The 25,189-nt window shown below is 59.7% G+C and carries 21 protein-coding genes and 3 pseudogenes; 15 read left to right on the top strand and 9 right to left on the bottom strand.

All coding sequences use genetic code 11. The annotated features are described in order from the left end of the window. Positions 1-172 precede the first annotated feature (172 nt). The 3 genes and pseudogenes from E3W21_RS10035 to E3W21_RS10025 all read right to left on the bottom strand — a co-directional run. Positions 173-637: a type II toxin-antitoxin system HicB family antitoxin gene (locus E3W21_RS10035; RefSeq protein ID WP_178084130.1), complete on the bottom strand. Its 465-nt coding sequence runs from the start codon at positions 635-637 to the stop codon at positions 173-175. Continuing rightward, on the bottom strand, positions 634-816 hold the full coding sequence (locus E3W21_RS10030) for a type II toxin-antitoxin system HicA family toxin (RefSeq protein WP_046045491.1): 183 nt from the start codon (positions 814-816) through the stop codon (positions 634-636). The genes E3W21_RS10035 and E3W21_RS10030 overlap by 4 nt, the downstream gene beginning before the upstream one ends. 130 nt (positions 817-946) lie before the next feature. Further along, positions 947-1,753 (bottom strand): annotated as a pseudogene (locus E3W21_RS10025) (LysR substrate-binding domain-containing protein); the annotation flags it as partial. 2 nt (positions 1,754-1,755) lie between these two features. Between E3W21_RS10025 and E3W21_RS10020 the strand changes: the two are divergent. Together E3W21_RS10020 and E3W21_RS10015 are read left to right on the top strand one after the other, a co-directional pair. Further along, positions 1,756-2,130: pseudogene (locus E3W21_RS10020) on the top strand (SDR family oxidoreductase); the annotation flags it as partial. A gap of 66 nt (positions 2,131-2,196) precedes the next feature. Further along, positions 2,197-2,457: a hypothetical protein gene (locus E3W21_RS10015; RefSeq protein ID WP_134419435.1), complete on the top strand. Its 261-nt coding sequence runs from the start codon at positions 2,197-2,199 to the stop codon at positions 2,455-2,457. A 27-nt stretch (positions 2,458-2,484) separates the two neighbouring features. Here the strand turns inward: E3W21_RS10015 and betT are convergent, their stop codons facing one another. After that, positions 2,485-4,440, bottom strand: a complete 1,956-nt coding sequence (gene betT / locus E3W21_RS10010) for a choline transporter BetT (RefSeq protein WP_166793821.1) — start codon at positions 4,438-4,440, stop codon at positions 2,485-2,487. Between the two features lie 406 nt (positions 4,441-4,846). After that, positions 4,847-5,773: a serine O-acetyltransferase EpsC gene (gene epsC, locus E3W21_RS10005; RefSeq protein ID WP_046045486.1), complete on the bottom strand. Its 927-nt coding sequence runs from the start codon at positions 5,771-5,773 to the stop codon at positions 4,847-4,849. Between the two features lie 192 nt (positions 5,774-5,965). Here epsC and E3W21_RS10000 point away from each other — a divergent pair, with 192 nt between their 5' ends. After that, positions 5,966-6,958, top strand: coding sequence for a D-cysteine desulfhydrase (locus E3W21_RS10000; protein WP_134419421.1), 993 nt, complete (start codon positions 5,966-5,968; stop codon positions 6,956-6,958). Here E3W21_RS10000 and E3W21_RS09995 read toward each other — a convergent pair. Further along, on the bottom strand, positions 6,940-7,254 hold the full coding sequence (locus E3W21_RS09995; RefSeq protein WP_134419414.1) for a hypothetical protein: 315 nt from the start codon (positions 7,252-7,254) through the stop codon (positions 6,940-6,942). The genes E3W21_RS10000 and E3W21_RS09995 overlap by 19 nt on opposite strands. A 21-nt stretch (positions 7,255-7,275) precedes the next feature. Between E3W21_RS09995 and tcyJ the strand changes: the two genes are divergently transcribed. The 11 genes from tcyJ (at position 7,276) to E3W21_RS09940 (ending at position 18,452) form a co-directional block, all read left to right on the top strand. After that, positions 7,276-8,076 (top strand): cystine ABC transporter substrate-binding protein, encoded by an 801-nt coding sequence (gene tcyJ / locus E3W21_RS09990; RefSeq protein ID WP_134419408.1) that lies wholly within the window; start codon positions 7,276-7,278, stop codon positions 8,074-8,076. Beyond that, complete coding sequence (gene tcyL / locus E3W21_RS09985; RefSeq protein ID WP_166793817.1) at positions 8,076-8,741, top strand: cystine ABC transporter permease; 666 nt, start codon at positions 8,076-8,078, stop codon at positions 8,739-8,741. Before tcyJ ends, tcyL begins: the two co-directional genes overlap by 1 nt. Before the next feature lie 4 nt (positions 8,742-8,745). Further along, positions 8,746-9,501: an L-cystine ABC transporter ATP-binding protein TcyN gene (gene tcyN, locus E3W21_RS09980; protein WP_095127632.1), complete on the top strand. Its 756-nt coding sequence runs from the start codon at positions 8,746-8,748 to the stop codon at positions 9,499-9,501. A 502-nt stretch (positions 9,502-10,003) separates the two neighbouring features. Continuing rightward, positions 10,004-10,768 (top strand): hypothetical protein, encoded by a 765-nt coding sequence (locus E3W21_RS09975; protein ID WP_134419394.1) that lies wholly within the window; start codon positions 10,004-10,006, stop codon positions 10,766-10,768. A 359-nt stretch (positions 10,769-11,127) separates the two neighbouring features. Then, positions 11,128-12,369 carry an SfnB family sulfur acquisition oxidoreductase gene (locus tag E3W21_RS09970; RefSeq protein ID WP_129439447.1) on the top strand — a complete coding sequence of 414 codons (1,242 nt, stop codon included), beginning with the start codon at positions 11,128-11,130 and terminating at the stop codon, positions 12,367-12,369. A gap of 23 nt (positions 12,370-12,392) precedes the next feature. Further along, the gene (locus E3W21_RS09965; protein WP_134419388.1) at positions 12,393-13,586 is read left to right on the top strand and encodes an SfnB family sulfur acquisition oxidoreductase; all 1,194 of its coding nucleotides are present in this window, start codon (positions 12,393-12,395) and stop codon (positions 13,584-13,586) included. Then, complete coding sequence (locus E3W21_RS09960; protein WP_134419381.1) at positions 13,586-14,944, top strand: LLM class flavin-dependent oxidoreductase; 1,359 nt, start codon at positions 13,586-13,588, stop codon at positions 14,942-14,944. Before E3W21_RS09965 ends, E3W21_RS09960 begins: the two co-directional genes overlap by 1 nt. 128 nt (positions 14,945-15,072) lie before the next feature. After that, positions 15,073-15,882, top strand: a complete 810-nt coding sequence (locus E3W21_RS09955) for a MetQ/NlpA family ABC transporter substrate-binding protein (protein ID WP_129439453.1) — start codon at positions 15,073-15,075, stop codon at positions 15,880-15,882. 2 nt (positions 15,883-15,884) lie between these two features. Continuing rightward, positions 15,885-17,006, top strand: a complete 1,122-nt coding sequence (locus E3W21_RS09950; protein WP_134419375.1) for a methionine ABC transporter ATP-binding protein — start codon at positions 15,885-15,887, stop codon at positions 17,004-17,006. Beyond that, on the top strand, positions 16,996-17,640 hold the full coding sequence (locus tag E3W21_RS09945; RefSeq protein ID WP_129439456.1) for a methionine ABC transporter permease: 645 nt from the start codon (positions 16,996-16,998) through the stop codon (positions 17,638-17,640). The genes E3W21_RS09950 and E3W21_RS09945 overlap by 11 nt, the downstream gene beginning before the upstream one ends. Before the next feature lie 185 nt (positions 17,641-17,825). Then, positions 17,826-18,452 (top strand): bifunctional 2-polyprenyl-6-hydroxyphenol methylase/3-demethylubiquinol 3-O-methyltransferase UbiG, encoded by a 627-nt coding sequence (locus tag E3W21_RS09940; protein ID WP_129439458.1) that lies wholly within the window; start codon positions 17,826-17,828, stop codon positions 18,450-18,452. 135 nt (positions 18,453-18,587) lie between these two features. Here E3W21_RS09940 and E3W21_RS09935 read toward each other — a convergent pair whose 3' ends face one another. The 3 genes from E3W21_RS09935 to E3W21_RS09925 are packed head-to-tail and all read right to left on the bottom strand — an operon-like array spanning position 18,588 to position 23,805. After that, the gene (locus E3W21_RS09935; protein ID WP_134419368.1) at positions 18,588-21,641 is read right to left on the bottom strand and encodes an efflux RND transporter permease subunit; all 3,054 of its coding nucleotides are present in this window, start codon (positions 21,639-21,641) and stop codon (positions 18,588-18,590) included. Next, on the bottom strand, positions 21,638-22,705 hold the full coding sequence (locus tag E3W21_RS09930; RefSeq protein WP_134419361.1) for an efflux RND transporter periplasmic adaptor subunit: 1,068 nt from the start codon (positions 22,703-22,705) through the stop codon (positions 21,638-21,640). Before E3W21_RS09930 ends, E3W21_RS09935 begins: the two co-directional genes overlap by 4 nt. After that, positions 22,702-23,805, bottom strand: coding sequence for an efflux RND transporter periplasmic adaptor subunit (locus tag E3W21_RS09925; protein WP_134419353.1), 1,104 nt, complete (start codon positions 23,803-23,805; stop codon positions 22,702-22,704). The genes E3W21_RS09930 and E3W21_RS09925 overlap by 4 nt, the downstream gene beginning before the upstream one ends. A 246-nt stretch (positions 23,806-24,051) precedes the next feature. Here E3W21_RS09925 and E3W21_RS09920 point away from each other — a divergent pair. After that, positions 24,052-25,189: pseudogene (locus tag E3W21_RS09920) on the top strand (AAA family ATPase); the annotation flags it as partial.

Genomic DNA, 25,189 nt, shown 5'->3' with positions numbered 1-25,189 from the left:
AATCCTCTCTTGTCTGTCTTGAAGTTGGTATCGACTGCTTCGCAAGTTGCCCAGCATACGCCCAGACAAACGCCGATAAACCTCGGACTCGATAAAATGCTGAAACGTTTCACATATTTCATCTTTGCCGTCAGTTGATCGTTCTCACGCTCTGCGTGGGAACGATCAACATTTACGCCGACAACTCACGCAAGGCGGCGGCAGCCAAAAAGCCAGACCTTGAGCTGTACCGCTGATCCCGCCTGACCGTTTGATCAATACGCTCAAGCAACTGCTCAGGCAGTGTGGCATTGAAGCGCACCGACTTTCCGAAGTAAGGCGTGATATCAAATTCGACCACCCCCCATACGCCGCCCGCGAAATCAGGGTTATCAAGATGAGCGTCGATCTCATGCACCTGCGGCAGTGGATCGCCATCGGCCACCAAGCCTTCGTAGTGCAACGACAACGCTTCTTTCACGTTTTCAAATGCCTGCGCCACAGTAACGCCTGCGGAGAAGCAACCCGGCACGTCCGGGATAATTACTCCGTATTCTGAGTCGGCATCCTTGTGCAGAACGACCGGGAATTTCATTTCGGTAAGTCCTTCCTGTGATGTGGCCCCCTCGGGGCTTTCGTATTCGGTGTCGGGTCTCATTTCAGACCCGCCTGTTTCAATATGCTGTTGATCGTTCCTTTCGGAAGATCCGAGTCCGGGTGCTTTATCGTCACCCTGCCTGGCTTGCACGGATGCTTGTACTGATGATGGCTGCCTTTCACGGCCACCAGATACCAACCATCCTCCTCGATCATCCTGATCATTTCCCGACTTCGCATCACCTTCGTCCTTGTGGGCAGCATCTGCTGCGCACACTACGCGACGAAGCTTCATGTCAATACACACCATACACACTCTGATAAATATTAGTCCAAGGTGAGAAGACCCAGCTTGCCCGTGGACCAGCGGCTACTGCGCATCCGCAAACACGTCCCCCAACCAATCCACAAACACCCGAACCCGTGGCGACATGTGTCGGTTGTGCGGATACAACACCGAAACCGGCATCGGCGGTGGCGGCGTTTCGATCAGGACTTCCTGCACCAAGCCCTGGGAAATCTGCGTTTCCATTCGGTAATGCGGGCACTGGATCAGCCCCAACCCGGCAATCGCCGACGCCGCATAAATTTCCGCGCCGAATACTGAAAGCGCCCCATCGATGGCGACTTCCTTCAGCTCGCCATCAACCATGAATTCGAAAGGAAATAACTTGGCAGTCGTGCGCGAAACGTAGTTAACGGCACGATGATGTTTCAGGTCGTCGAGGCTTTTCGGTTCGCCGTATTTGCGCAGGTACGCGGGACTGGCGCAGGTGATTTGACGCAGGTTGGCGACGCGGCGGCCGATCAGCGCGGAGTCGCCCAAGGTGCCGGCGCGCAGCACGCAGTCGACGCCTTCAGCGATCAGGTCGACAAAGCGGTCGGCCTCGCTGATGGACAGTTCGATGTCCGGGTAGCGCGCCATGAACTGTGGCAATGCCGGGATGACGAAGTGCTTGGCCAGCGTGCCGTGCAGATCGACGCGTAACCGCCCTTTCGGCGCCACCCCGCGAAACGCCAGTTCAGCTTCTTCCAACTCTGCCAGCAATTGCACACAACGCAGGTAATACGCCTCGCCATCCAGCGTAGGACGCACCTTACGAGTGCTTCGCTCCAGTAAACGCGTACCGAGCCAGGCTTCGAATTGATTCAGCGTGTGGGTCAGCGTCGCCCGCGGCCCTGCGTGAAGCCGCCACTCGCCTGAACGCTGGCGGGCGGATCATCAACTTCTCCAGCAGCACCGTCGGCATGAACCTGCCGGGCTACGCGGTGTACATCGCCAGCAAAGCGGCGGTGGAATCCCTGACCCAGGTGTTCGCCAAGGAAATGCGCGGTCGCAGTATCACCGTCAATGCCGTGGCCCCCGGTCCGGTGGCTACCGACCTGTTCCTGCACGGCAAGAGCGAAGAGCAGATCCAGACCTTCGCCAAGATGCCTCCGCTGGAACGTTTGGCTCAGCCGGAAGATATCTCCCGTGTTGTGTCTTTCCTGGTCGGCCCGGATTCGGGTTGGGCCAACGGGCAGATTTTGCGGGTTAATGGCGGGCTGGTTTAACTAAGCTCACACTGACACCGCAGTGCCGACTCAAGGGCAACACACATTTGAAGGGCGGAACACAGCATGCACACCACGATCATCATCACCTTCGGCCTGATCCTCCTGGCGCTGATGCTGTTCATTGGCGAGAAAATCGGCTTCAGCCAACAGACACTGACCTACAGCTTCGTGGTCTTGTGGCTGGCGCTGACGATGATCAACGGCGCCGTTGGCATGGTCACGGCCGGCCAGTCACTGAGTTCGGAACTGATGATCGGCACGGTGGTGTTCAGTGTGCCGGTGGCGGCGCTGGTGCTGTTCATGGTGTTGAGCGCCGAGACCTGAAAAAGGCCCGGCGCCACCGGTTCTCGATCAACGCACCAAATGCAAAAACTGCAGGTGCCGTTCGTACTGATCAAGGATGTCGTTGATGATCTGCTCCTTGGTGTAACCCACCAGATCGTAATCCTGACTGCCCTCGCTCAAATGCACTTCAGCCCGGTAATAACGACGGTTATTGAGTTCCTTGGAACCCATGCCGCCACGGGCAAACGACGGCGTGAAATAGCCACGCATCTGCACTTGATAGATAAACGGATGCTCCTCGCCATGACCGATTTCCAGGCTGACGTTGTCGTTGGCCGGGTCCGGCTGGGTGACCACGTTCAAGCCCTTCTCGACGAACACCGCCGAGACTTCTTCAATCGCCGGACGCACCGTCGTATCGAGGAAGCGATAGACCTCATCCCGCGACGGGAAATGCACCGCCTGACTCAAGCGCTGACGCCAGCCACCACGGCGTGAACCGGAGACCGGTGCCAGCGAATGCAGTTGCGCGATCTGCTTCTGCGACTCCAGGTAGAACGCCTTGTGCAGCCCCCACATCATCAGCAGCAAGATCATCGAGAACGGCAACGAGGTCAGCACCACCGCTGACTTCAGCGCATCGATGCTGCCGGAAAACAGCAGCGCGCTGGTCACCAACGCGGTCATTGCGCCCCAGAACACTCGCAGCCATTTCGGCCCGTCTTCATCGGGATTGCCGCCCTTGGCAGACAGCGTCGACAGCACCACGGTGCCGGAGTCGGCAGACGTCACGAAGAACACGAAACTGATGAACACCGTGACCGCGATGACGGTTTTGCTCCACGGGTAGGTTTCCAGCAGCAAGTAGAGGGTCATCGACGGGTTATCGATGGCCGACATGCCGAGGGCGCTCATGCCGTGATTGAGGACTTGATCGATGGCGCTGTTGCCGAAGATCGACATCCACGCGAGGGTGAAGCCGAGCGGAATCAACAGCACGCCGAAGACGAATTCGCGGATGGTCCGGCCACGGGAAATCCGTGCGATGAACAGGCCCACGAACGGCGACCATGCGATCCACCAAGCCCAGTAGAACACCGTCCAACCGCCCAGCCAGTCGCTCGGTTTGTCGTAGGCGTACAGGTCGAAACTCTTCATCGGCAAGGCGCCGAGGTAGTCGCCGATGTTCTGGATCAGAGTGTTGAGCAGGTGCTGGGTCGGGCCGGCGAACAATACGAACAGCAACAGCGCGCAGGCCAGCAGCATGTTGATGTCAGACATCACGCGCACGCCTTTATCGACACCGGACACCGCGACGATGATCGCCGCGCCCATCATCAGCGTGATCAGGCCGACCTGAATCCACTGGGTGTGAGCGATGCCGAACAGGTAGTCCAGACCCGAGTTGAGGTGCAATACGCCAAAGCCCATGTCGGCACCGAGGCCGAACACCGTGGCGATGATGCCGAAGCCGTCCACCGCGTAACCGATCGGGCCGTTGATGCGCTTGCCGATCAGCGGATAGAGCGCCGAACGCAGGGCCAGCGGCAGGTTGTGACGGTAGGCAAAATAAGCCAGCGCCATGCCGACGAAGGCGAACACGCCCCAGCCGTGCAGGCCCCAGTGCAAAAACAGAATCTGCATCGCCTGACGCGCCGCATCCGCCGTGCCCGCTTCGCCTTGCGGGGGTTGCGCCAGGTGTGTCAGCGGTTCGGACACGCAAAAAAAGAACAGCGTGATGCTGATCCCGGCGGCGAACAGCATGCCGGCCCAGGACAGGTAACTGAATTCGGGCTCGTCGTGGTCGGCACCGAGCTTGATCTTGCCGTAGCCGGACAAGGCGGTGACCACCACGAAGACCAGATACAGGGTCATCGCGAGCATGTAGTACCAGCCGACCGTGTTGGCCGCCCAGTTCTGCGCTTCCAGAAGCCAGGCGCCGGCTTGTTCAGGCATGGCGATGACGATGATGCCGAACAGCAAAATGAACGTCGCCGAAAAGTAAAACACCGGCGGATTCATGCGGACCTGACCGCTAGCGGGGGTGGGCGATGCACTCATGAAAGATGCACCTCAAGGGGGTGAAACAGGGCAATCAGTAACGGACTCGGCATAGGCAAGCCTCCTGTTGTGAGCGGGCAGCAAACCGGCGGTTTAACTTGAATGAGCGTTCAAGTTAAACATGAATAGGGTGCTAAGGACTAATCGCAAGGCTCGGCGGTACTGTTCGTACGCTAGCTCAAGGAAGGGTATGACGTGGGATTCGGGGGATTTTGTAGGAGCTGTCGAGTGAAACGAGGCTGCGATCTTTTGATCTTGATCTTAAAAAAGCAAAGTCAAAAGATCGCAGCCTCGTTTCACTCGACAGCTCCTACACAGCTCCTACAGCCAACGAAGACTGTTTATCAGTCACCAAAAAGCCGGGGGCTTACTTCTGCGTCCCGTCATCATGCTGCAGATTCGCCTGAGTCAGGTTGCTCCCCGCCGGTACGCTGCGGGTCAGCCAGACATTGCCGCCAATGGTCGAGCCCTTGCCGATGGTGATCCGCCCCAGAATCGTCGCACCGGCATAGATCACCACGTCATCCTCGACAATCGGATGTCGCGGTTGCCCCTTCTGCAACTGACCGTCTTCATCCGCCGGGAAGCGCTTGGCGCCCAACGTCACGGCCTGATAAATCCGCACACGCTCGCCGATGATGGCGGTCTCGCCGATCACCACACCCGTCCCGTGATCGATGAAGAAGCTGCGACCAATCTGCGCGCCAGGGTGGATGTCGATGCCGGTCGCCGAGTGTGCGATTTCCGCACTGATCCGTGCCAGCAGCGGCAATCCGGCGCGGTATAAGTGATGGGCCAGGCGATGGTGAATCACCGCCAGAATCCCCGGATAGCACAACAACACCTCATCGACGCTGCGAGCCGCCGGATCGCCGTGATAGGCCGCCAGCACGTCGGTGTCGAGCAGACTGCGCAGCCCCGGCAATGCGAGGGCGAAGTCCTGAATGATCTGAATGGTCTTGGCCTCGACTTCAGTGTCGGCCTGAGCACTGTGGCGAGCGGCGTAGCGCAATTCGAGTCGCGCCTGAGCCAGCAACGCGTTCAACGCAACGTCCAGCGTGTGGCCGACGTAGAAGTCTTCACTCTCCTCGCGCAAATCCACCGGCCCCAGGCGCATCGGGAACAACGCGCCACAGAGGGCTTCGAGAATCTCTGCCATGGCCGCTCGGGAAGGCAACTCGCGACCGCCCTGTTCGGTGCTGGCGCGGCCATTTTGTACCCGCCACTGATCACGCGCCGTGCGCAGTTGGCTGACGATGGTCTGCAGTTGCCAATGACTGGAACGCTCGCTCACGGTAAAAACTCCTCACGGGCGGCCGGACTGTCTGGCCGCGTTAACCGCGATTACTTTACGGCATGGTCTGGAAGCCGAATTAAGAACCGATTGTGCTGTGCTCAGCACTTTTTGGCATAAGGCGATTGGCAGTTGCCCCGCAAAATAGGCGTGCCTATAGTCCTGTCATCTCCCTCCGCCAGTACGGACCCCATGATCAAACAACAGCTTGCCCGCTTTAACCGCCTCGACCTGCTCGGTCATCCTACCGCCCTGGAAAAACTCGAACGCCTGTCGGCCTGGTTGGGCCGCGATGTATACGTCAAGCGTGATGACCTGACGCCGCTGGCGATGGGCGGCAACAAGCTGCGCAAGCTCGAATACCTGGCGGCCGATGCACTGGCACAAGGCGCCGACACCTTGATTACCGCTGGTGCGCTTCAGTCCAACCACGTGCGCCAGACTGCCGCCATTGCGGCCAAGCTTGGCCTGGGCTGCGTAGCCCTGCTGGAAAATCCCCTGGGTACCGACGACGCCAACTATGTCGGTAACGGCAATCGACTGTTGCTGGACCTGTTCGATGCCAAGGTCGAGCTGGTGGAAAACCTCGACAACGCCGACGAGCAATTGCAGGCTCTGGCCGACCGTCTACGCAACAACGGCAAGAAGCCGTATCTGGTGCCGATTGGTGGCTCCAACGCATTGGGCGCTTTGGGTTATGTGCGCGCCGGGCTGGAATTGGCCGAGCAGATCAAGGACACCGGGCTGACATTCGCGGCCTTGGTTCTGGCTTCGGGCAGCGCCGGGACCCATAGCGGTCTGGCGTTGGCGTTGAGTGAAGCACTGCCGGATTTGCCAGTGATTGGTGTCACGGTTTCTCGCAGCGATGAAGATCAGCGACCGAAAGTCCAGGGGCTCGCCGAGCGCACTGCCGAGCTGTTGGGTGTGAGCCTGCCAAAGAATTTCAAGGTCGAGTTGTGGGACGAGTATTTCGGCCCGCGCTACGGCGAACCGAATGCCGGGACGTTGGCAGCCGTGAAGCTGGTGGCGAGTCAGGAAGGGCTGTTGCTGGACCCGGTTTATACCGGCAAGGCCATGGCGGGTTTGCTCGATGGCATCGGCCGCCAGCGCTTCAATGACGGCCCGATCATCTTCCTGCACACCGGCGGGGCGCCGGCGTTGTTTGCCTATACAAGTTTTTTGTAAGGATCGAAGATTAAAAGATCGCAGCCTGCGGCAGCTCCTACATTGATCGGCGTTAATCCGGAATTTGCGCCGGGCATGATCCATGTAGGAGCTGCCGCAGGCTGCGATCTTTTCGAAGGCAACTTATATTCTAAAAAAGAATAACAAACTTTATATTTATTATTTTCCAATCTAAAAGCACCGTCATATAGTCGCGCCGCAGGCGAATTTGCAGCGAGACGCATACGCTGCTTTAGGGCAGGATATCGCAGTCGTCCAAATCCCGATTTTGCCAACATTCCTAAAAGCGTCTTCATAAGAAAACACAGGGGCTTGTCATGAATTTTTCCGCACTACGACGAAATCTGCTGGTAGGTTCGCTGGGCCTGGCGCTGAGCGCCGGTCTGCTGGGGCAAGCGGTTGCCGGTGAGCAGCTGCAAAAAATCAAAGACGCTGGCGTGATCAACGTTGGCCTGGAAGGCACTTACCCACCGTTCAGTTTCGTCGACGCCGACGGCAAGCTGGCCGGCTTCGAAGTCGAGTTTTCCGAAGCCGTGGCCAAAGAGCTGGGCGTGAAGGTCAAACTGCAACCGACCAAATGGGACGGCATCCTCGCGGCGCTGGAATCCAAACGTCTGGACGCCGTGATCAACCAGGTGACCATCTCCGAAGAGCGCAAGAAGAAGTATGACTTCTCCGAACCGTACACCGTTTCCGGGATTCAGGCGCTGGTGCTGACCAAGAAGGCTGCGGAGCTGAACATCAAGTCTGCCGCCGATCTAGCCGGCAAAAAAGTCGGTGTAGGCCTGGGCACCAATTACGAGCAGTGGCTCAAGGACAATCAGCCAAAAGCCATCATCAAGACCTATGACGATGATCCGACCAAGTTCCAGGATCTGCGCGTCGGCCGCATCGACGCCATTCTGATCGACCGCCTCGCCGCGCTGGAATACGCCAAGAAGGCCAAGGACACCACCGCCGCCGGCGAAGCGTTCTCCCGCCAGGAAGCCGGCATCGCCCTGCGCAAAGGCGAGCCTGAGCTGCTGGCCGCGGTGAACAAAGCCATCGACAAGCTGCGTGCCGACGGTACGCTGAAAAAGCTTTCGGAAAAATACTTCAGCGCTGACGTCACTAAATAATGGAAGAAGCTTTCCAACTCGCGCTGGATTCCGCGCCCTTCCTGCTGAAGGGCGCGTACTACACGGTCATTCTGAGCCTGGGCGGGATGTTCTTCGGCCTGGTGATGGGGTTTGGTTTGGCGTTGATGCGCCTGTCGCGCTTCAAACTGGTGAGCTGGGTCGCCCGCATCTACGTGTCGTTCTTTCGCGGCACGCCGTTGTTGGTGCAACTGTTCGTGATCTATTACGGCTTGCCGCAATTGGGCATCGAACTTGATCCGCTGCCGGCGGCCCTGATCGGCTTCTCGCTGAACATGGCGGCCTATGCCTGCGAAATCCTGCGTGCCGCGATCAGTTCCATCGAGCGCGGTCAGTGGGAAGCCGCCGCGAGTATCGGCATGACCCGTGCGCAGACCCTGCGCCGGGCCATCCTGCCGCAAGCGATGCGCACGGCTCTGCCACCGCTGGGCAACAGCTTCATTTCGCTTGTGAAGGACACCGCGCTGGCAGCCACTATTCAGGTGCCGGAACTGTTCCGTCAGGCGCAGCTGATTACCGCCCGAACCTTTGAAATTTTCACCATGTACCTTGCCGCCGCGCTGATCTACTGGGTTCTGGCCACGGTGCTTTCGCACCTGCAGAACCAGTTGGAAGCACGGGTCAATCGGCACGACCTGGAGTCCTGACCCAATGATTGTCGTGGAAAAACTGACAAAGCAGTTCAAGGGTCAAGTGGTGCTCAACGGCATCGATCTGCAAGTGAAGGAAGGCGAGGTGGTGGCAATCATCGGGCCTAGCGGCTCGGGTAAAACCACGTTCCTGCGTTGCCTGAATTTCCTGGAAGAACCCACCAGCGGCCGGATCAAGGTCGGTGACATCGAGATCGATGGCAGCCGTCCGCTGAACCAGCAGCAAGGCCTGGTGCGACGTTTGCGACAGCACGTGGGTTTCGTGTTCCAGAACTTCAACCTGTTCCCTCATCGCACCGCCCTGGAAAACGTTATCGAAGGCCCGATCATCGTAAAGAAGATCCCGCACGCCGAAGCCGTTGCCCTGGGTAAAAAGCTGATGGCCAGGGTCGGCCTGGCGGGCAAGGAAGACGCTTACCCGCGACGCCTGTCCGGTGGTCAGCAACAGCGTGTGGCGATTGCCCGCGCACTGGCGATGGAGCCGGAAGTGATTCTGTTCGACGAACCCACCTCAGCCCTCGACCCGGAGCTGGTGGGTGAAGTGCTGGCGACCATCCGCAGCCTCGCCGAAGAGCGACGCACCATGGTCATCGTCACCCACGAAATGGGCTTTGCCCGGGACGTGGCGAACCGCGTGGTGTTTTTCGACAAAGGTGTGATCGTCGAACAAGGCGAAGCCAAGGCGCTGTTTGCCAATCCGAAAGAAGAGCGGACGAAGCAGTTTCTCAGCAAGTTCCTGAATAACGCTCACCACTGAAACATCGCTTCACTACTTGTCAACTTCCATGGACGGAAGTGACAACCACCCCTACTAACAAAACCTCTCGATATATTCTCTTCTCTTATTCATCCATCCGAACAATAGATAATTTTTTATTGCTGCGTGCGGTACATATATATGTCCTGCAACAGAATAACCTCGCCTAAAATTCGCCAAACCCAGCGCCCTCACCGAGCCGGTCTTCGCCGTCAGCAACGCACTAGAAGCCCGTAAAATAACGTCAAGTTCGACAGAGCGGTGCAGCTTATTAACTTCAACGCGTAGGATTTTTCTGAATAACACTAGATCCAATACTTAACTAGCCAGCTCTATTGACACCTATTCAAGCGCACTCTTATCTAGTCTCCAACAGGCGTTTAACCTCGCACTCATTCACTGTTTAATTTCACACACAGTGAACAGTTTTGTTGCTCGGTAATTCACGCCTTTCGAACTTTCAGAAACGGACTTTCGCTGCAAGGCTTCAAGGAGAAACCCCATGACAAGCACTTCGAACAAACCCGAACTTGCCGCCCCGACCCTGGCGCAATCTCACAAGACCTGCATCAACATCACCTCGGCGGCGCACTTGCTGATCGATGTGGCGCCCTACTCCGGCATGGACGAAGGCGACCTGATCGAATTGTTCTGGGACAACTGCTACGTGGCCTCCAGAGTGCTGACGGCCGACGATGTCGGTCAACCGGTCCAACTGCGTGTACCCGAGAGCTTCATCGCCAATGGCACCTCACGCATCCGCTACCGGATCATGCAGATCGGGCAAGGACCAACCCTTTCAGCCACCAGACGAGTGCAAATCAAACTCGACTGCCCCGGCGGCCAACCGTCTGCGCTGTGCGGCGATGAAAACCAGAGTCTGGAGCCCGTGAATATCCCCGAGACCATTCGCCGTCAGGGGGTCAATCCGAACCAGATCAAGCGCGGCGTTCCGCTGACCATCGAGCCTTACCTGAACATGGCCGCCGACGACGAAATCACCCTGCGTTGGGGCGATGTGCGCATGGATCTGCCACGACTCAAGGCCGGCGATGTCGGCCAGCCGATCCAGGTCTGGGTGCCGCCGGCGATCATTCTCGAAGCCGGCGAAGACCTGCGGCTGGAAGTGACTTACTGCATCCTCGACCGGGTGGGTAACAACTCCCGCTGGGCACCACCGCGCAGGCTGAAAATCGGTTGCGCCAATCCGTATTTGAAGGCCCGGCCGAAGGAGATACTCATGGCCGCCGAACCCCGCAAACGCTGAGATCCCTTGTAGCAGCTGGCGAAGCCTGCGTTCGGCTGCGCAGCAGTCGTGAAATCAGACACTGCGGTCATTCAGTTAAACCGCGAACTCAGGTTTTGACGACTGCTACGCAGCCGAACGCAGGCTTCGCCAGCTGCTACATGAATCTGTGGCACCGCCTTCTATGCATATTCCTAAAAGTTAGTTTATTAATTTTTTATACACGCTTAGGGTATATGCACCGGACCACCGGACATTCTTGTTTTCGTTCGTCGCAACCCTCGCGACGTTTCCATGAGATGTGAGGTAGGTATGGTCCGGAACACAATCACCCCAGTGCAGATCGCCAGGGCATTGCGTGCAGCCAAGGAGCGGCACTGATGTCCAGTCTGGCAGATGCAATCGTTCAGAGTGATCTGGACATCGCCCCCCTGTTGTTGCCCGCGCAGGTCTTGCGCAACGACGCACAAGCCATCAAGGCCGCCCATGAGCTGGCGCAAGTCGCCCGCCTGCAAGCAGCCAAACGCGATCAGCAGCGCAAGCTACCGTGGTCGGAAATCGAACAATTCACCCGCAGCGGTTTGGGCAGCATTGCTATCCCACGTGAGTACGGTGGCCCGCAGGTTTCGTTCGTCACTTTGGCCGAAGTCTTCGCGATCATTTCCGCGGCCGACCCGGCATTGGGACAGATCCCGCAGAACCAGTTCGGCATTCTCAACCTGGTGCTCGGCAGCGCCACTGAATCGCAAAAAAAGCAGCTGTTCAAAAGCGTGCTCGACGGCTGGCGGATCGGTAACGCGGGCCCTGAGCGCGGCACCAAAAACACCCTTGAACTCAAGGCGCGAATCACCGCCAGCGGCGACGGCTTCGTCCTCAACGGGCAGAAGTTCTATTCCACCGGCGCCCTGTTCGCCCACTGGGTCGCCGTCAAGGCGCTGAACGACGACGGCAAACAAGTGCTGGCCTTCGTCCGCCGCGGTACACCGGGCCTGCGCATCGTTGATGACTGGTCGGGGTTCGGCCAACGCACCACCGCCAGCGGCACCCTTTTGCTCAACAACGTGCAAGTCGACGCCGAGCTGGTGGTGGATAACTGGAAGATCAATGACAGCCCGAACATTCAGGGTGCCGTGTCGCAGCTGATTCAAGCAGCCATTGACGCCGGCATCGCCCGGGGCGCCATCGACGACGCCATCGATTTCGTGAAAACCCGTGCACGGCCGTGGATCGACGCCAAAGTCGAACGGGCCAGCGACGACCTGTATGTGATCGCCGACATCGGCAAGCTGAAGATCGAACTGCACGCCGCCGAGGCGCTGTTGCGCAAGGCCGGGCAAGTGCTCGATCAGGTCAACGCCGCGCCGCTTACCGCCGAGTCCGCCGCCCGTGCGTCGATTGCCGTGGCCGAAGCCAAAGTGCTGACCACCGAGATCTCGCTGCTGGCCAGCGAAAAGCTTTTCGAACTGGCCGGCAGCCGCGCCACCCTCGCCGAATTCAACCTCGACCGCCACTGGCGCAACGCCCGCGTGCACACGCTGCACGATCCGGTGCGCTGGAAATACCACGCCGTCGGGACTTATCACCTGAACGGCACGCTGCCCGCTCGCCACTCCTGGATTTAACGACCAGATCTCTGGAGAAACACATGACTCTTTCTCACCACGTCGCGGTCATAACCAGCGATGAGCAAGCCCTGATCGTCGCCAGTGACTTGGCCGAAGATTTCAAACGCGACAGCGCCCTGCGCGACCGCGAACGCCGTTTGCCACACCCGGAACTGGAAGTGTTTTCCCGCTCGGGTCTTTGGGGCATCAGCGTGCCAAAAGAATACGGCGGCGCCGGGGTTTCCAACGTCACCCTGGCCAAGGTGATCGCGCTGATCGCCCAGGCTGACGGTTCCCTCGGCCAGATCCCGCAGAACCATTTCTACGCGCTCGAAGTGCTGCGTGTGAACGGCAGCGAAGAGCAGAAAAAACGCCTGTACGCGGAAGTGCTGGCCGGCCAACGCTTCGGCAATGCCCTCGCGGAACTCGGCACCAAAACTGCCCATGACCGCGTCACCAGCCTGACCCGCAACGGTGACGGTTACCGCATCAACGGCCGCAAGTTTTACGCCACGGGCGCGATTTATGCCCAACGCATTCCGACGTCGGTCGTGGACGAAAACGGCGTTCAGCAACTCGCTTTCGTCCCTCGTAACGCCAAGGGTCTGACAGTGATCGACGACTGGAGCGGCTTCGGCCAGCGCACCACCGGCAGCGGATCGGTGGTGTTTGAAGATGTCTACGTCGCCGCCGAAGACGTGATCCCGTTTCAGAGCGCGTTCGAGCGCCCGACCACCGTCGGCCCGCTGGCGCAGATTCTTCACGCCGCCATCGACACCGGTATCGCCCGCGCCGCCTATGAAGATGCCCTGCATTTCGTGCGCACCAAGACCCGGCCGTGGATCGATTCCGGCAACGACAAAGCCACCGAAGACCCACTGACCATCAAGAGCTTCGGCCACTTGAGCATTCGTCTGCACGCCACCGAAGCCTTGCTGGAACGCTCGGGCGAATTCCTCGACAAGGCGCAGGCCGACACCAACGCAGAGACTGTCGCCGCCGCGTCGATTGCTGTCGCCGAAGCCCGCGCCATCAGCACCGAGATTTCTCTCGCCGCTGGCAGCACGCTGTTTGAACTGGCCGGCAGCCAGGCAACCCTGATCGAACATGGTCTGGATCGCCACTGGCGCAACGCTCGGGTACACACGCTGCACGACCCTGTGCGCTGGAAGTATCACGCGGTCGGCAATTACTACCTCAACGATGAAAACCCGCCACTGCGGGGGACCATCTGATGGCCGATGCCAAAAAGAAGATCCTGCTCAACGCGTTCAACATGAACTGCATCGGGCACATCAACCATGGCCTGTGGACGCATCCACGGGACACTTCAACCCAATACAAAACGATCGAATACTGGACCGAACTGGCACAATTGCTGGAGCGCGGACTGTTCGACGGTTTGTTCATCGCCGACATCGTCGGCGTGTACGACGTCTACCAAAACTCGGTGGACGTGCCGCTCAAAGAGTCGATCCAACTTCCGGTCAACGACCCGCTGCTGCTGGTCTCGGCCATGGCCGCAGTGACAAAAAACCTTGGCTTCGGCCTCACCGCCAACCTGACTTACGAACCGCCGTATCTGTTCGCCCGACGCATGTCCACGCTCGATCACCTGAGCCGTGGCCGGGTCGGCTGGAATATCGTCACCGGCTACCTCGACAGCGCCGCCAAGGCCATGGGTTTGAGTGAACAGGTGGAACACGACCGTCGTTACGACCAGGCCGATGAATACCTGCAAGTGCTCTACAAACTCTGGGAAGGCAGCTGGGAAAACGGCGCGGTGCTTAACGATCCGCAGCAGCGGATCTACGCGCAGCCCGAGAAAGTGCACAAGGTCGAGCACAAGGGCGAGTTCTATCAGGTCGAGGGTTATCACCTCTGCGAACCGTCGCCGCAGCGCACACCGGTGCTGTTCCAGGCCGGCAGTTCGGATCGCGGTTTGCTGTTCGCCGGGCGACATGCCGAGTGCGTGTTCATCAGCGGCCAGAACAAACCGTCGACCAAAGTTCAAGTAGACAAGGTGCGCGCCAGTGCCGTCGAAGCCGGGCGCAACCCCGAGGACATCAAGGTGTTCATGGGGCTGAATGTGATTGTCGGCGCCACCGAAGAGCTGGCCTGGGCCAAGCACGCCGAGTACTTGAGCTACGCCAGTGCCGAGGCCGGCGTGGCGCATTTCTCGGCCTCCACCGGGATCGATTTTTCCGAGTACGAAATCGACGAACCGATCCAGTACGTGAAGAGCAACGCGATCCAGTCCGCCACCAAAAACCTGCAAAACAACGACTGGACCCGCCGCAAATTACTCGAGCAACACGCGCTTGGTGGTCGCTACATCACCGTGGTGGGTTCGCCTGAGCAAGTGGCTGATGAGCTGGAATCGTGGATCACGGAAACCGGTCTGGATGGCTTCAACCTGACTCGGATTGTCACGCCGGAAAGCTATTTGGATTTCATCGATTTGGTAATTCCGGAGTTGCAACGCCGAGGGTCGTACAAGACCGCTTACGACCCTGGCAGCCTGCGGGAAAAACTGTTTCACGGGGAGGCGCATTTGCCTGAGCAACATACCGGGTCCGCGTTCCGCCGCTAAAAGCATCGCGAGCAAGCTCGCTCCCACAGGGATTGTGTGAACACCCGAGATCCAATGTGGGAGCGAGCTTGCTCGCGATGAGGCCCGACCAAGCGCCACACAACTATGCACTGACTGGAAAACCCATCATGAAAAAGACCTACCTCTCTCACCCAGTCAAAGCACTGGCCCTGGCCCTCGGCCTTTTCAGCTCCATCACCTTCGCCGCCGACGCGCCACTGAAGGTCGGCACCACCGCCGCTTTCGCCATTCCCCTGGAAGCTGCCGTCGAAGAAGCCAAGAAACAGGGCCTGCAAGTCGACCTGGTGGAGTTCAGCGACTGGATCGCCCCCAACGTCAGCCTCGCTGCCGGTGACATTGACGTGAACTACTTCCAGCACGTCCCGTTCCTGGAAAACGCCAAGGCCGCCGCCGGTTTTGACCTAGTGCCGTTCGCGCCGGGGATCATCAACAACGTCGGCCTCTACTCGAAGAAATACAAAAGCTTCGACGAGTTCCCAGAAGGCGCCAGCGTGGCGATCGCCAATGACCCGATCAACAGCGGTCGTGGTTTGCAATTGTTGGCCAAGGCCGGGCTGATCACGCTCAAACCGGGTGTCGGCTACAAAGCCACCGAAGAAGACATCATCGCCAACCCGAAGAAGATCAAAATCCTTCAGGTCGAAGCCGTGCAACTGGTGCGCGCCTATGACGACGCCGATCTGGTCCAGGGTTACCCAGCCTACATTCGCCTGTCGAAGACCTTCGATGCCGGCTCCGCCCTGCTGTTCGACGGTCTCGATCACAAGGAATACGTGATCCAGTTCGTGATCCAGCCGAAAAGCAAAACCGACCCGCGCCTGATCAAATTCGTCGACATCTACCAGCATTCACCGGCCGTTCGTGCAGCGCTGGATAAAGCCCATGGCAAGCTCTATCAAGCTGGCTGGGAAAGCTGAATATGACGGCAGCCAACCAACTGCGACTGGAAATTCCAGAGCCCCAAAAAGCCGAAAAAACCGAACTGCATCCAGCGCTCAACCGTGCTCACGTGCGCTTCATCGGCCTGGGCAAAACCTACAACGGCCAACAAGGTCCAGTGGCGGCCCTGCACGGCATCGACCTGGCGATCCAGCGCGGCGAGGTGTTCGGCATCATCGGCCGTAGCGGCGCCGGCAAGTCGTCGCTGATCCGCACCATCAACCGTCTGGAACAACCGAGCACGGGGCGCGTGCTGATCGATCAGGTCGACATCGGCGAGTTCGATGAAGACCGCCTGGTGGCGCTGCGCCGGCGCATCGGCATGATCTTCCAGCACTTCAACCTGATGTCGGCCAAGACGGTTTGGCAGAACGTCGAATTGCCGTTGAAAGTCGCCGGTGTGCCGAAGGAAAAACGCGAGCAGAAAGTCCGCGAATTGCTGGAACTGGTAGGCCTGCAAGAGAAACACAAGGCCTACCCCGCGCAGCTTTCCGGCGGGCAGAAACAGCGCGTAGGCATCGCCCGCGCCTTGGTGCATGACCCGGCGATTCTGCTGTGCGACGAAGCCACTTCGGCGCTGGACCCGGAGACCACGCAATCGATCCTCGGCCTGCTGCGCGAGATCAATCAGCGCCTGGGCCTGACCATCGTGCTGATCACTCACGAGATGGCGGTGATTCGCGATATCTGTGATCGGGTCGTCGTGTTGGAACACGGGCGAATCGTCGAACAAGGGCCGGTCTGGGAAGTCTTTGGCAACCCGCAGCACGAGGTCAGCAAAACCTTGCTGGCGCCATTGCAACATGGTTTGCCGGAAGAGTTGCAAAGCCGCTTGCAGGCACACCCACAGTCCTCGGACGCCGCTGTTGTGCTGCGCTTGCAGTTCACCGGCAGCGCGAGTGATGAACCGGATCTGGCCGCACTGTTCGCCGCCCTCGGCGGCCGTGTGCGCTTGCTGCAAGGTGGCGTGGAACGGATTCAGGGCCATGCCCTCGGGCAATTGCTGCTGGCGGTGACCGGTTCGGCCCTCGGCGCAGAGGAATTGCGTCAACGCGCCGGCAACTGGGCGCAACAGGTGGAGGTGCTGGGTTATGTGGTTTGATCGCTTGCTGCAAGGCTTCATCGACACCTTCCTGATGGTCGGCGTGTCGTCATTGATCGCGCTGCTGGCGGGCATTCCGCTGGCGGTGATTCTGGTCACCAGCTCCAAGGGCGGGATCTATGAAGCGCCGGCGCTGAACCGTGCGTTGGGCGCGTTCGTGAACCTGTTCCGCTCGATTCCGTTTCTGATTTTGATGGTGGCGCTGATTCCGTTTACGCGGTTGATCGTCGGCACCACGTACGGCGTTTGGGCCGCTGTGGTACCGCTGACCATTGCCGCCACGCCGTTCTTTGCGCGCATTGCCGAAGTCAGTTTGCGTGAGGTTGATCACGGGTTGATCGAAGCGGCGCAGGCGATGGGTTGCCGGCGCTGGCATATCGTTTGGCATGTGTTGTTGCCCGAGTCGCTGCCGGGGATTGTCGGCGGTTTCACGATTACGTTGGTGACGATGATCAACTCGTCCGCCATGGCGGGGGCGATTGGTGCCGGCGGGTTGGGCGACATCGCTTATCGGTACGGGTATCAGCGATTTGATAGCCAGATCATGTTGACGGTGATTGTATTGCTGGTGGTGTTGGTGGCGGCGATTCAATTGGGCGGGGATCGGTTGGCGCGGGGTCTCAATAAGCGTTGAGCCTGGCTGAAGTCATTGGTTGTCAGTGATACCGCTTTCGCGAGCAAGCCCGCTCCCACATTCGACCGCGTTGCCCGGGTGGACGCGATCAAATGTGGGAGCGGGCTTGCTCGCGAATGGCTGCGCAGCAGCCTTCTGCCTCATGGCGTATATTCGGCGAACTCACATTGCCTGCGCAGCCGACCATGAAACAGACCCCCACCGACCTCGAGCAGATCACCTCCACCACCCTGGGCCATTACAACTCGGTGGCTGAAAGTTTTCGCGAAGGGACTCGCGATCATGATGTCAGCCAGAACATTGATGCGCTGCTGCGGCATATTCAGGGGGAGGCACCGTTCGACATTCTCGACTTTGGCTGTGGGCCGGGTCGTGATTTGCAAACCTTCACGCGCATGGGCCACACCGCTGTCGGGCTTGATGGCTCGGAGAAGTTTGCGCAGATGGCGCGCGAAGACAGTGGTTGTGAGGTCTGGCAGCAGGATTTTCTGAAGCTGGATTTGCCGGCTGAGCGCTTTGACGGGATCTTCGCCAATGCGGTGCTGTTTCATATTCCGCGTCAGGAATTGCCTCGGGTGTTGAAGGAGTTGCGCGGGGCTTTGAAGCCGGGCGGGGTGTTATTCAGTTCCAATCCGCGTGGCGAGAATCAGGAAGGGTGGAATGGGCCGCGTTATGGGGCGTATCACGATCTTGAGACGTGGCAGCAATTGCTGACGGCGGCGGGGTTTGTAGAGTTGGAGCATTACTACCGGCCGGCGGGGTTGCCGCGCGAGCAGCAGGCTTGGTTGGCGAGTGTTTGGCGCAAGGTGTAAAGCCTTAAGACTTGCGGTATCTGTACTGGTGCCTTCGCGAGCAAGCCCGCTCCCACAGTTGACCGAGTTGTCCAGACTGACGCGACCGAATGTGGGAGCGGGCTTGCTCGCGAATAGAGCGCGAAGCGCTCGCCGTTACTGCACTTCTTTCTTCGGTTCGCGAATCTTGTACCAGGCCACATAAAGCGCCGGCAAAAACAGCAACGTCAGCAACGTCGCAATAATAATCCCGCCAATCATCGCGTAAGCCATCGGCCCCCAGAACACCTCTCGGGCGATCGGGATCATCCCCAGGCTCGCCGCCGCTGCCGTCAGCAGAATCGGCCGGCGACGATGCTCCGTGGCTTGCACCACGGCATCCCACGGTGCATGACCGTCCTTCTCCAGGGCATCGATCTGCGTCACCAGAATCACCGAGTTGCGGATGATGATGCCGATCAGCGCCAGAATCCCCAGAATCGCAACAAAGCCCATCGGCGTGCCCGTCGGGATCAGCGCTATCACCACGCCAATCAGCCCGAGCGGCGCGACGCTGGCCACCAGGAACAGCTTCTGCACGCTGTGCAACTGGATCATCAGAAAGGTCGCCATCAAAAACAGCATCAACGGCACAACCTTGGCAATTGGCCCCTGGGCCTTGCCGCTTTCCTCGACGGTGCCGCCTGTGGCGACCTTGTAGCCCACCGGCAAACTGGCGGCGAATTTATCGATGTCGGGTTGGAGTTGTTTCACCAGGTCGGTCGGTTGAATTTCGTCGCGCACTGCAGCCTTGATGGTGATGGTCGGTTTGCGGTCGCGGCGCCAGACCAGCGGTTGCTCAAGTTCATAGCGCACGGAGGCGAACGCCAGCAGCGGAATCGACGTGCCGCCCGGCGTGACGATCTGCAAGTTCTGCAGGGTTTCCGGGGTGCCGCGTTCGGCGTCTTCCGCACGACCCACCACGTTGATCAGGTAGATATCGTCATCGACCTGTGTCACCGGCGCACCGACCACAATGCTGTTCATCAGGTTGGCCACGTCTTCCGACGACAGCCCCAATTGCCGCGCCTTGTCCTGTGCGATGTCGATGCGCAGGACTTTGCCCGGTTCGTTCCAGTCGTAAATGAACTCGCCGATGTGCGAGTTCTTATCCAGTTCGGTGGCCAGGGCGATGGCGTGTTTGCGCACCTGATCGATGTCCTTGCCGCTGACCCGGTACTGAATCGGCCGCCCTACCGGCGGGCCCATTTCCAGCGCCTGGACGTAGCTGCCGATACCGACAAAATCCTTACGCAGTCGCTCGCGCAAGCGTTGGCTAAGCGCGTTACGCGATTCCAGCCCTTTGCTGACGATCACCAGTTGCGCGTAGTACGGGTTCTGCAATTGCTGGTCGAGGGGCAGGTAGAAACGGATCGCCCCTTCGCCGATGTAGGTGCTCCAGCGCACGATGTCCGGGTCGCCCTTGAGGGTCGCTTCGAGCTTGTCCACAGCCTTGCGGGTTTCGGCGATCGAAGCGTTTTGCGGCAGGTTCAGATCGACGAGGATTTCCGGACGGTCCGAGGACGGAAAGAACTGGTTCTGCACGAACTGCATGGAAAACACCGACGCCACAAACAGTGCGATGGTGATGCCGATCGCCCACCAGCGATTGCGCATGGACCAGAACATGCCGTAATTGAACGCCCGACCGATGCGTCCCGGTTCTGCGTCGTGAGGTTTCACGTTGGCGCTGAGGATGTGCACGCCGATCACCGGGGCGAACAGCACCGCGACAATCCACGACACGATCATGGCCACCGCGATCACCGCGAACAGCGTGAAGGTGTACTCGCCGGCCGAGCTGGCGTTCAGGCCGATGGGCACGAAACCGGCCACCGTCACCAACGTACCGGTGAGCATCGGGAACGCGGTCGAGGTGTAGGCGAACGTGGCCGCTTGCTCCTTGGTCTCGCCCATTTCCAGGCGCGTGACCATCATTTCGACGGTGATCATCGCGTCATCCACCAGCAGCCCGAGGGCAATGATCAGCGCACCGAGGGAAATCCGCTGCATGGTGATGCCGCTGTATTCCATGAAGACGAAGACCATCGCCAGCACCAGCGGAATCGAGCACGCCACCACCAGCCCGGCGCGCACGCCGAGGCTGATGAAGCTGACGATCAGCACGATCACCACCGCTTCGAACAGTGCGCTGGTAAAGCCGCCGACGGCTTTTTCCACCACTTCGGCCTGGTCGGAAACGTTGTGCACGCCGACGCCCACCGGCAGGTCGGCAGTCAGGTCGGTCATGCGCTGGTGCAACGCCTTGCCGAACACCTGAATGTTGCCGCCCTTCTTCATCGCAATGGCGAGGCCGATGGCGGGGTGGCCGTTGAAACGGAATTCCGGCGTCGCCGGATCGACATAGCCACGGCTGATCTCGGCGATATCGGCCAGGCGGTAGAAACGATCGTTGAGTCGCAGGTTGACGTTTTCCAGGTCTTTCTCGGAGGCAAACTGCCCGGACGTGCGCACGGAAATCCGCTCGGGACCGGCCTCGATCACACCGGCCGGCGTCACCGCGTTCTGCGATTGCAGGCTCTGCACCACCTGGCGCTGATCGATGCCCAGCGCCGCCAGTTTGCGGGTGGAGAAGTTCAGGTAGAGGACTTCATCCTGCTCGCCGACCATCTCGACCTTGCCCAGCCCCGGCACTTCGCGGATCTCGGCGCGGACCTGCTCGACGTAATCGCGCAATTGGCGCATCGACAAACCGTCGGCGGTAAAGGCGTACACCGAGCCAAACACATCGCCGAATTCGTCGTTGAACCCCGGCCCTTGAAGGCCTTTGGGGAAGTCGCCACGAATGTCGTTGATCTTCTTGCGCACCTGATACCAGATTTCCGGAATGTCCTTGGCGCTGGTGGTATCACGCAAGTTAACGAAAACCGTCGACTCGCCGGGGCGGGTGTAGCTTTTCACGTAGTCGAGCGAGTCGAGCTCTTCGAGTTTTTTCTCGATCCGGTCAGTGACCTGCTTGAGGGTTTCTTCCTGGGTCGCGCCCGGCCAGCGAGTCTGAATCACCATGGTTTTGATGGTGAACGACGGGTCTTCCTCGCGGCCCAGGTTCAGGTACGAGAACACGCCCATCAGCAGTGCGACGAACATCAAATACCAGACAAACGACTGATGCTTGAGGGCCCATTCGGATAAGTTGAAACTCCCTTTCATTGCGGGCTGTCCTCATCGATTTTTACTTTCTGCCCCGGTTTCAGGCTATTCACGCCGGCACTGACCACCCGCTCGCCGGACTTCACGCCGCTGGCCAGGACCATCGTTGAGTCAGTGCGGCTGACCAGGCTGACGTCTCGTGGGGAAACGGTTTGAGTCTGCGGGTCGATGACCCAGATCCGCGGTTTGCCATCGACCTCCTGGAGCGCAGTCAGGGGCAGTTCGATACGCGGTTTGATCGCGGAGCTGAGGGTCACGCTGATCGCCGTACCCAGGCGAAACCCCGGTGGCGTGTCGGTCAGTGTCAGGCGGGCGCGACGGGTGCGGGTCGCGCTTTGCGCCTGGGGTTCGATTTCGCGAACGATGGCAGTGGTGGTGATGCTCGGCTCCAGCTGGACGGCAACCTGGAACACCACGTCCGCCGGCAACTGGTCGACCAGGGTGTCCGGCAGGTCGATCACCGCCTCCTTGATGTCCGGCTGCGCCAGGGTCACCACTTGCTGGCCGGCGCTGACGACTTGCCCGGCTTCGGCGTTCCACGCTGTGACGATGGCTTTGTGGTCGGCACGCAGTTCGACGTAGTTGAGCTGGTCCTTGGCCTGATCGACCGCAGCCTTCGCTTGATCGAGGGAGGCCTGGGTGGTTTTGAGGTCGGTCTGTGCGACGTCGAGTTGCGCCTGGGCACCCACGCCACGATCGAACAACTCTTGCTGACGCCGGGCGTTGGCCTGGGCGTTGATGAGTTGCGCCTGGACGCTGGCTAGATCGCCCTGAGCGGAACGCAACTGGTTCTGCTGATCGGTGGGGTCGAGCGTGGCGAGCAGCGCGCCCTTATCGACTTCGGCACCGACATCGACGTTGCGGCTGGCAATGCGTCCTGGCACCCGGAAGCCGACATTGCTTTCATAACGGGCCTGGATGCTGCCGGCGAAACGGCCCAGGTTTTCTTCGTCCAGGGACTGGACCTTGATGGACAGCACCGGGCGTATCGGTTCCGGTGGCGGTTCTTTTTTCGAGCAGGCCACCAGGATCACACCGGCGAAAACCAGCAACAGACGCTTCATGGCTGGACTCCCGCGGCTAAATCCTTATAGGTGTTTTCGGCGATCTCCACCTTCACGCCGGGGTGCAGCAGCTGGCCGCCGGCGATGACGACTTTTTCGCCACCCTTCAGGCCGGCGCTGATGATCACTTTGCCCGTCAAGTAGCGGCCGACAGTGACGGTGTGCAGCTGTGCCTTGCCCTCATCGTCCACCAGCCACACGGCCGGGTCGCTGAGATTTTTCGTCAGAGCCGACCAAGGCAGTTCGACCGCCGACTTGCCTGGCGTCTTGGCCGTGGCACTCACCACCGAACCGAGCTGCATGCCTTCCGGTAGTCCGTTGAGAGTGACTTTGACCTGCACCGTGCCGGTCTGCGCGGAGACGGCCGGGGTGATTTCCCGAACGGTGCCAGTGGTTTTGATCGCGGGGTTGTCGAGCAGGCTGACGACCACCGTTTTATCCTCTGGTGGCTCTTTCAGCAGCGATTCGTAGACGTTGAACACTGCGTCGCGCTCACCGTCCCGGGCCAGGCTGAAAATCGGCACGGTGGCCTGCACCACCTGGCCGACCTCGGCCTGGCGCGCGGTAATCACCCCCGGCGCGTCAGCGACCAACGCGGTGTAGCTCAGTTGTTCACGGGCGTTGGCCAGTTGCGCCTGGGCCGCCGTCAGGGCGCTTTGGCTGCTGCGCAAGGCGGCTTGGGCGGAATCGAACTCGCTCTGGCTGGTGTAGCCCTTGGGCAGGAGTTTTTGCTGACGGACGAAAGCGGCGGCGGTCTGTTTGACTCGGGCCTGTTCGGCAACAACCTGCGCCTGAGCCGAGTCGACGCTGGTTTGCAGGTCCTTGGGATCGAGTTTTGCCAGAACCTGTTTGGCCGAAACCCGATCACCGACATCGACTGTACGCTGGATGATCTTGCCGGCAACGCGGAACGACAGGTCGGTCTGGACCCGTGCCTGAACATCACCGGTCAAGGTCACCGTCGCCGCGTAATCCGCAGGTTTTACCTCTTGCACGAATACCCGCGGACGGTCCTTTTCGACCGGTTTTTTATCGCCACAGGCGCTCAGCAGGACAAGGAGGCTCAGGCCAACCACTGTTTTCAATCCGGGACCCACCATGCAGACTCCTTTGCGTTGTACGAACGTGCCAATGGCGATACGACTGTGAGCTTAGAACAGGGTTCCACCTTCGCCCGCGCAGATAACCATTTCCCTGTAGGAGCTGCCGAAGGCTGCGATCTTTTGATCTTCCGGCGACATCGCGACCGCTAAAGTCAAAAGATCGCAGCCTTCGGCAGCTCCTACAACGTAAATTCGCCCACGCGGTTATCCTGATGCCGTTTCGGGGCCACAGAGAAAGTCCTAATGCTCAAAACCCTCGCGGTGGCCAATTACCGCTCGATCAATAAATTGGTGATTCCGTTGGGTCGGTTGAACCTGATCACCGGCCCCAATGGCAGCGGCAAATCCAACCTCTACCGCGCGTTGCGCCTGCTGGCGGAGACCGCACAGGGCGGCGTGGTCAATGCATTGGCCCGCGAAGGTGGACTGGATTCGACCTTCTGGGCCGGGCCGGAAAACATCAGCCGGCGGATGCGTAATGGCGAAGTCCCGATCGAGGCGACCGTTCGGCACGGTGCCAAACGCCTGCGCCTGGGGTTTGCCGGGGAAGATTTCAGCTACTCGATCGCGCTGGGTCTGCCGTAGCCGAGCCTTTCCGAGTTTTCTCTGGACCCGGAAATCAAGAAGGAATGCATCTGGTCCGGTCCGTTTTACCGCCCGGCCAGCCTGCTGGTGGACCGCGACGGCCCGATGATCCGCACCCGGGTCGGTCGCGCTTGGGACGTGCTGGCCCAACACACGCCGAATTTCGACAGCCTGTTCGATCAGGTCGGCAGCTTTCGCACCTCGCCGGAAGTCTTGCAGCTGCGTGAATTCATCCGCCGCTGGCGGTTCTATGATCACTTTCGCAGCGACGCCGACGCGCCGGTGCGCCAACCGGAATTGGGCACCCGCACGCCGGTGCTGCATCACGACGGTCGGGATCTGGCGGCCGCGTTGCAGACAATCCGCGAAATCGGCGACCCCGAGGCCTTGCAGGCCGCCATCAGCGACGCCTTCCCTGGCGCGCGATTGAACATCGCGCCGCTTCAGGGTGGTCGGTTTGCGATCGAGTTTTACCAGGAAGGATTGTTGCGGCCCTTGTCGGCGGCCGAGTTGTCGGACGGGACGTTGCGCTATTTGCTGCTGGTCGCAGCACTGCTGACACCTCGGCCGCCGACGCTGATGGTGTTGAACGAGCCGGAAACCAGTCTGCACCCGGACCTGTTGCCGGCGTTGGCGCGGTTGATTATCCGGGCGTCGGAGCAGTGTCAGGTGTGGGTGGTTTCTCATGCGCGGCGGTTGATCTCGGCGTTGCAGGAGGACCCGGAGTGCAATTGCATTGTGCTGGAGAAGAACCTGGGTCAGACCGGGATTGTCGGGCAGCGGATACTGGATGAAC

It is taken from the genome of Pseudomonas sp. F01002, assembly GCF_004402115.1.
Classification (GTDB): domain Bacteria; phylum Pseudomonadota; class Gammaproteobacteria; order Pseudomonadales; family Pseudomonadaceae; genus Aquipseudomonas; species Aquipseudomonas frigoris.
The sequence above is the reverse complement of the archived record's forward strand: the minus strand, read 5'-3'. Positions and strand labels throughout refer to the sequence as shown.

Bases quoted from the DNA above. Each gene is read 5' to 3' on its own strand.
- E3W21_RS10035 (WP_178084130.1), bottom strand. From the start codon at position 637: ATGAGACCCGACACCGAATACGAAAGCCCCGAGGGGGCCACATCACAG.
- E3W21_RS10030 (WP_046045491.1), bottom strand. From the start codon at position 816: ATGCGAAGTCGGGAAATGATCAGGATGATCGAGGAGGATGGTTGGTAT.
- E3W21_RS10015 (WP_134419435.1), top strand. From the start codon at position 2,197: ATGCACACCACGATCATCATCACCTTCGGCCTGATCCTCCTGGCGCTG.
- betT (WP_166793821.1), bottom strand. From the start codon at position 4,440: ATGAATCCGCCGGTGTTTTACTTTTCGGCGACGTTCATTTTGCTGTTC.
- E3W21_RS10000 (WP_134419421.1), top strand. From the start codon at position 5,966: ATGATCAAACAACAGCTTGCCCGCTTTAACCGCCTCGACCTGCTCGGT.
- E3W21_RS09995 (WP_134419414.1), bottom strand. From the start codon at position 7,254: ATGAAGACGCTTTTAGGAATGTTGGCAAAATCGGGATTTGGACGACTG.
- tcyJ (WP_134419408.1), top strand. From the start codon at position 7,276: ATGAATTTTTCCGCACTACGACGAAATCTGCTGGTAGGTTCGCTGGGC.
- tcyL (WP_166793817.1), top strand. From the start codon at position 8,076: ATGGAAGAAGCTTTCCAACTCGCGCTGGATTCCGCGCCCTTCCTGCTG.
- tcyN (WP_095127632.1), top strand. From the start codon at position 8,746: ATGATTGTCGTGGAAAAACTGACAAAGCAGTTCAAGGGTCAAGTGGTG.
- E3W21_RS09975 (WP_134419394.1), top strand. From the start codon at position 10,004: ATGACAAGCACTTCGAACAAACCCGAACTTGCCGCCCCGACCCTGGCG.
- E3W21_RS09970 (WP_129439447.1), top strand. From the start codon at position 11,128: ATGTCCAGTCTGGCAGATGCAATCGTTCAGAGTGATCTGGACATCGCC.
- E3W21_RS09965 (WP_134419388.1), top strand. From the start codon at position 12,393: ATGACTCTTTCTCACCACGTCGCGGTCATAACCAGCGATGAGCAAGCC.
- E3W21_RS09960 (WP_134419381.1), top strand. From the start codon at position 13,586: ATGGCCGATGCCAAAAAGAAGATCCTGCTCAACGCGTTCAACATGAAC.
- E3W21_RS09955 (WP_129439453.1), top strand. From the start codon at position 15,073: ATGAAAAAGACCTACCTCTCTCACCCAGTCAAAGCACTGGCCCTGGCC.
- E3W21_RS09950 (WP_134419375.1), top strand. From the start codon at position 15,885: ATGACGGCAGCCAACCAACTGCGACTGGAAATTCCAGAGCCCCAAAAA.
- E3W21_RS09945 (WP_129439456.1), top strand. From the start codon at position 16,996: ATGTGGTTTGATCGCTTGCTGCAAGGCTTCATCGACACCTTCCTGATG.
- E3W21_RS09940 (WP_129439458.1), top strand. From the start codon at position 17,826: ATGAAACAGACCCCCACCGACCTCGAGCAGATCACCTCCACCACCCTG.
- E3W21_RS09935 (WP_134419368.1), bottom strand. From the start codon at position 21,641: ATGAAAGGGAGTTTCAACTTATCCGAATGGGCCCTCAAGCATCAGTCG.
- E3W21_RS09930 (WP_134419361.1), bottom strand. From the start codon at position 22,705: ATGAAGCGTCTGTTGCTGGTTTTCGCCGGTGTGATCCTGGTGGCCTGC.
- E3W21_RS09925 (WP_134419353.1), bottom strand. From the start codon at position 23,805: ATGGTGGGTCCCGGATTGAAAACAGTGGTTGGCCTGAGCCTCCTTGTC.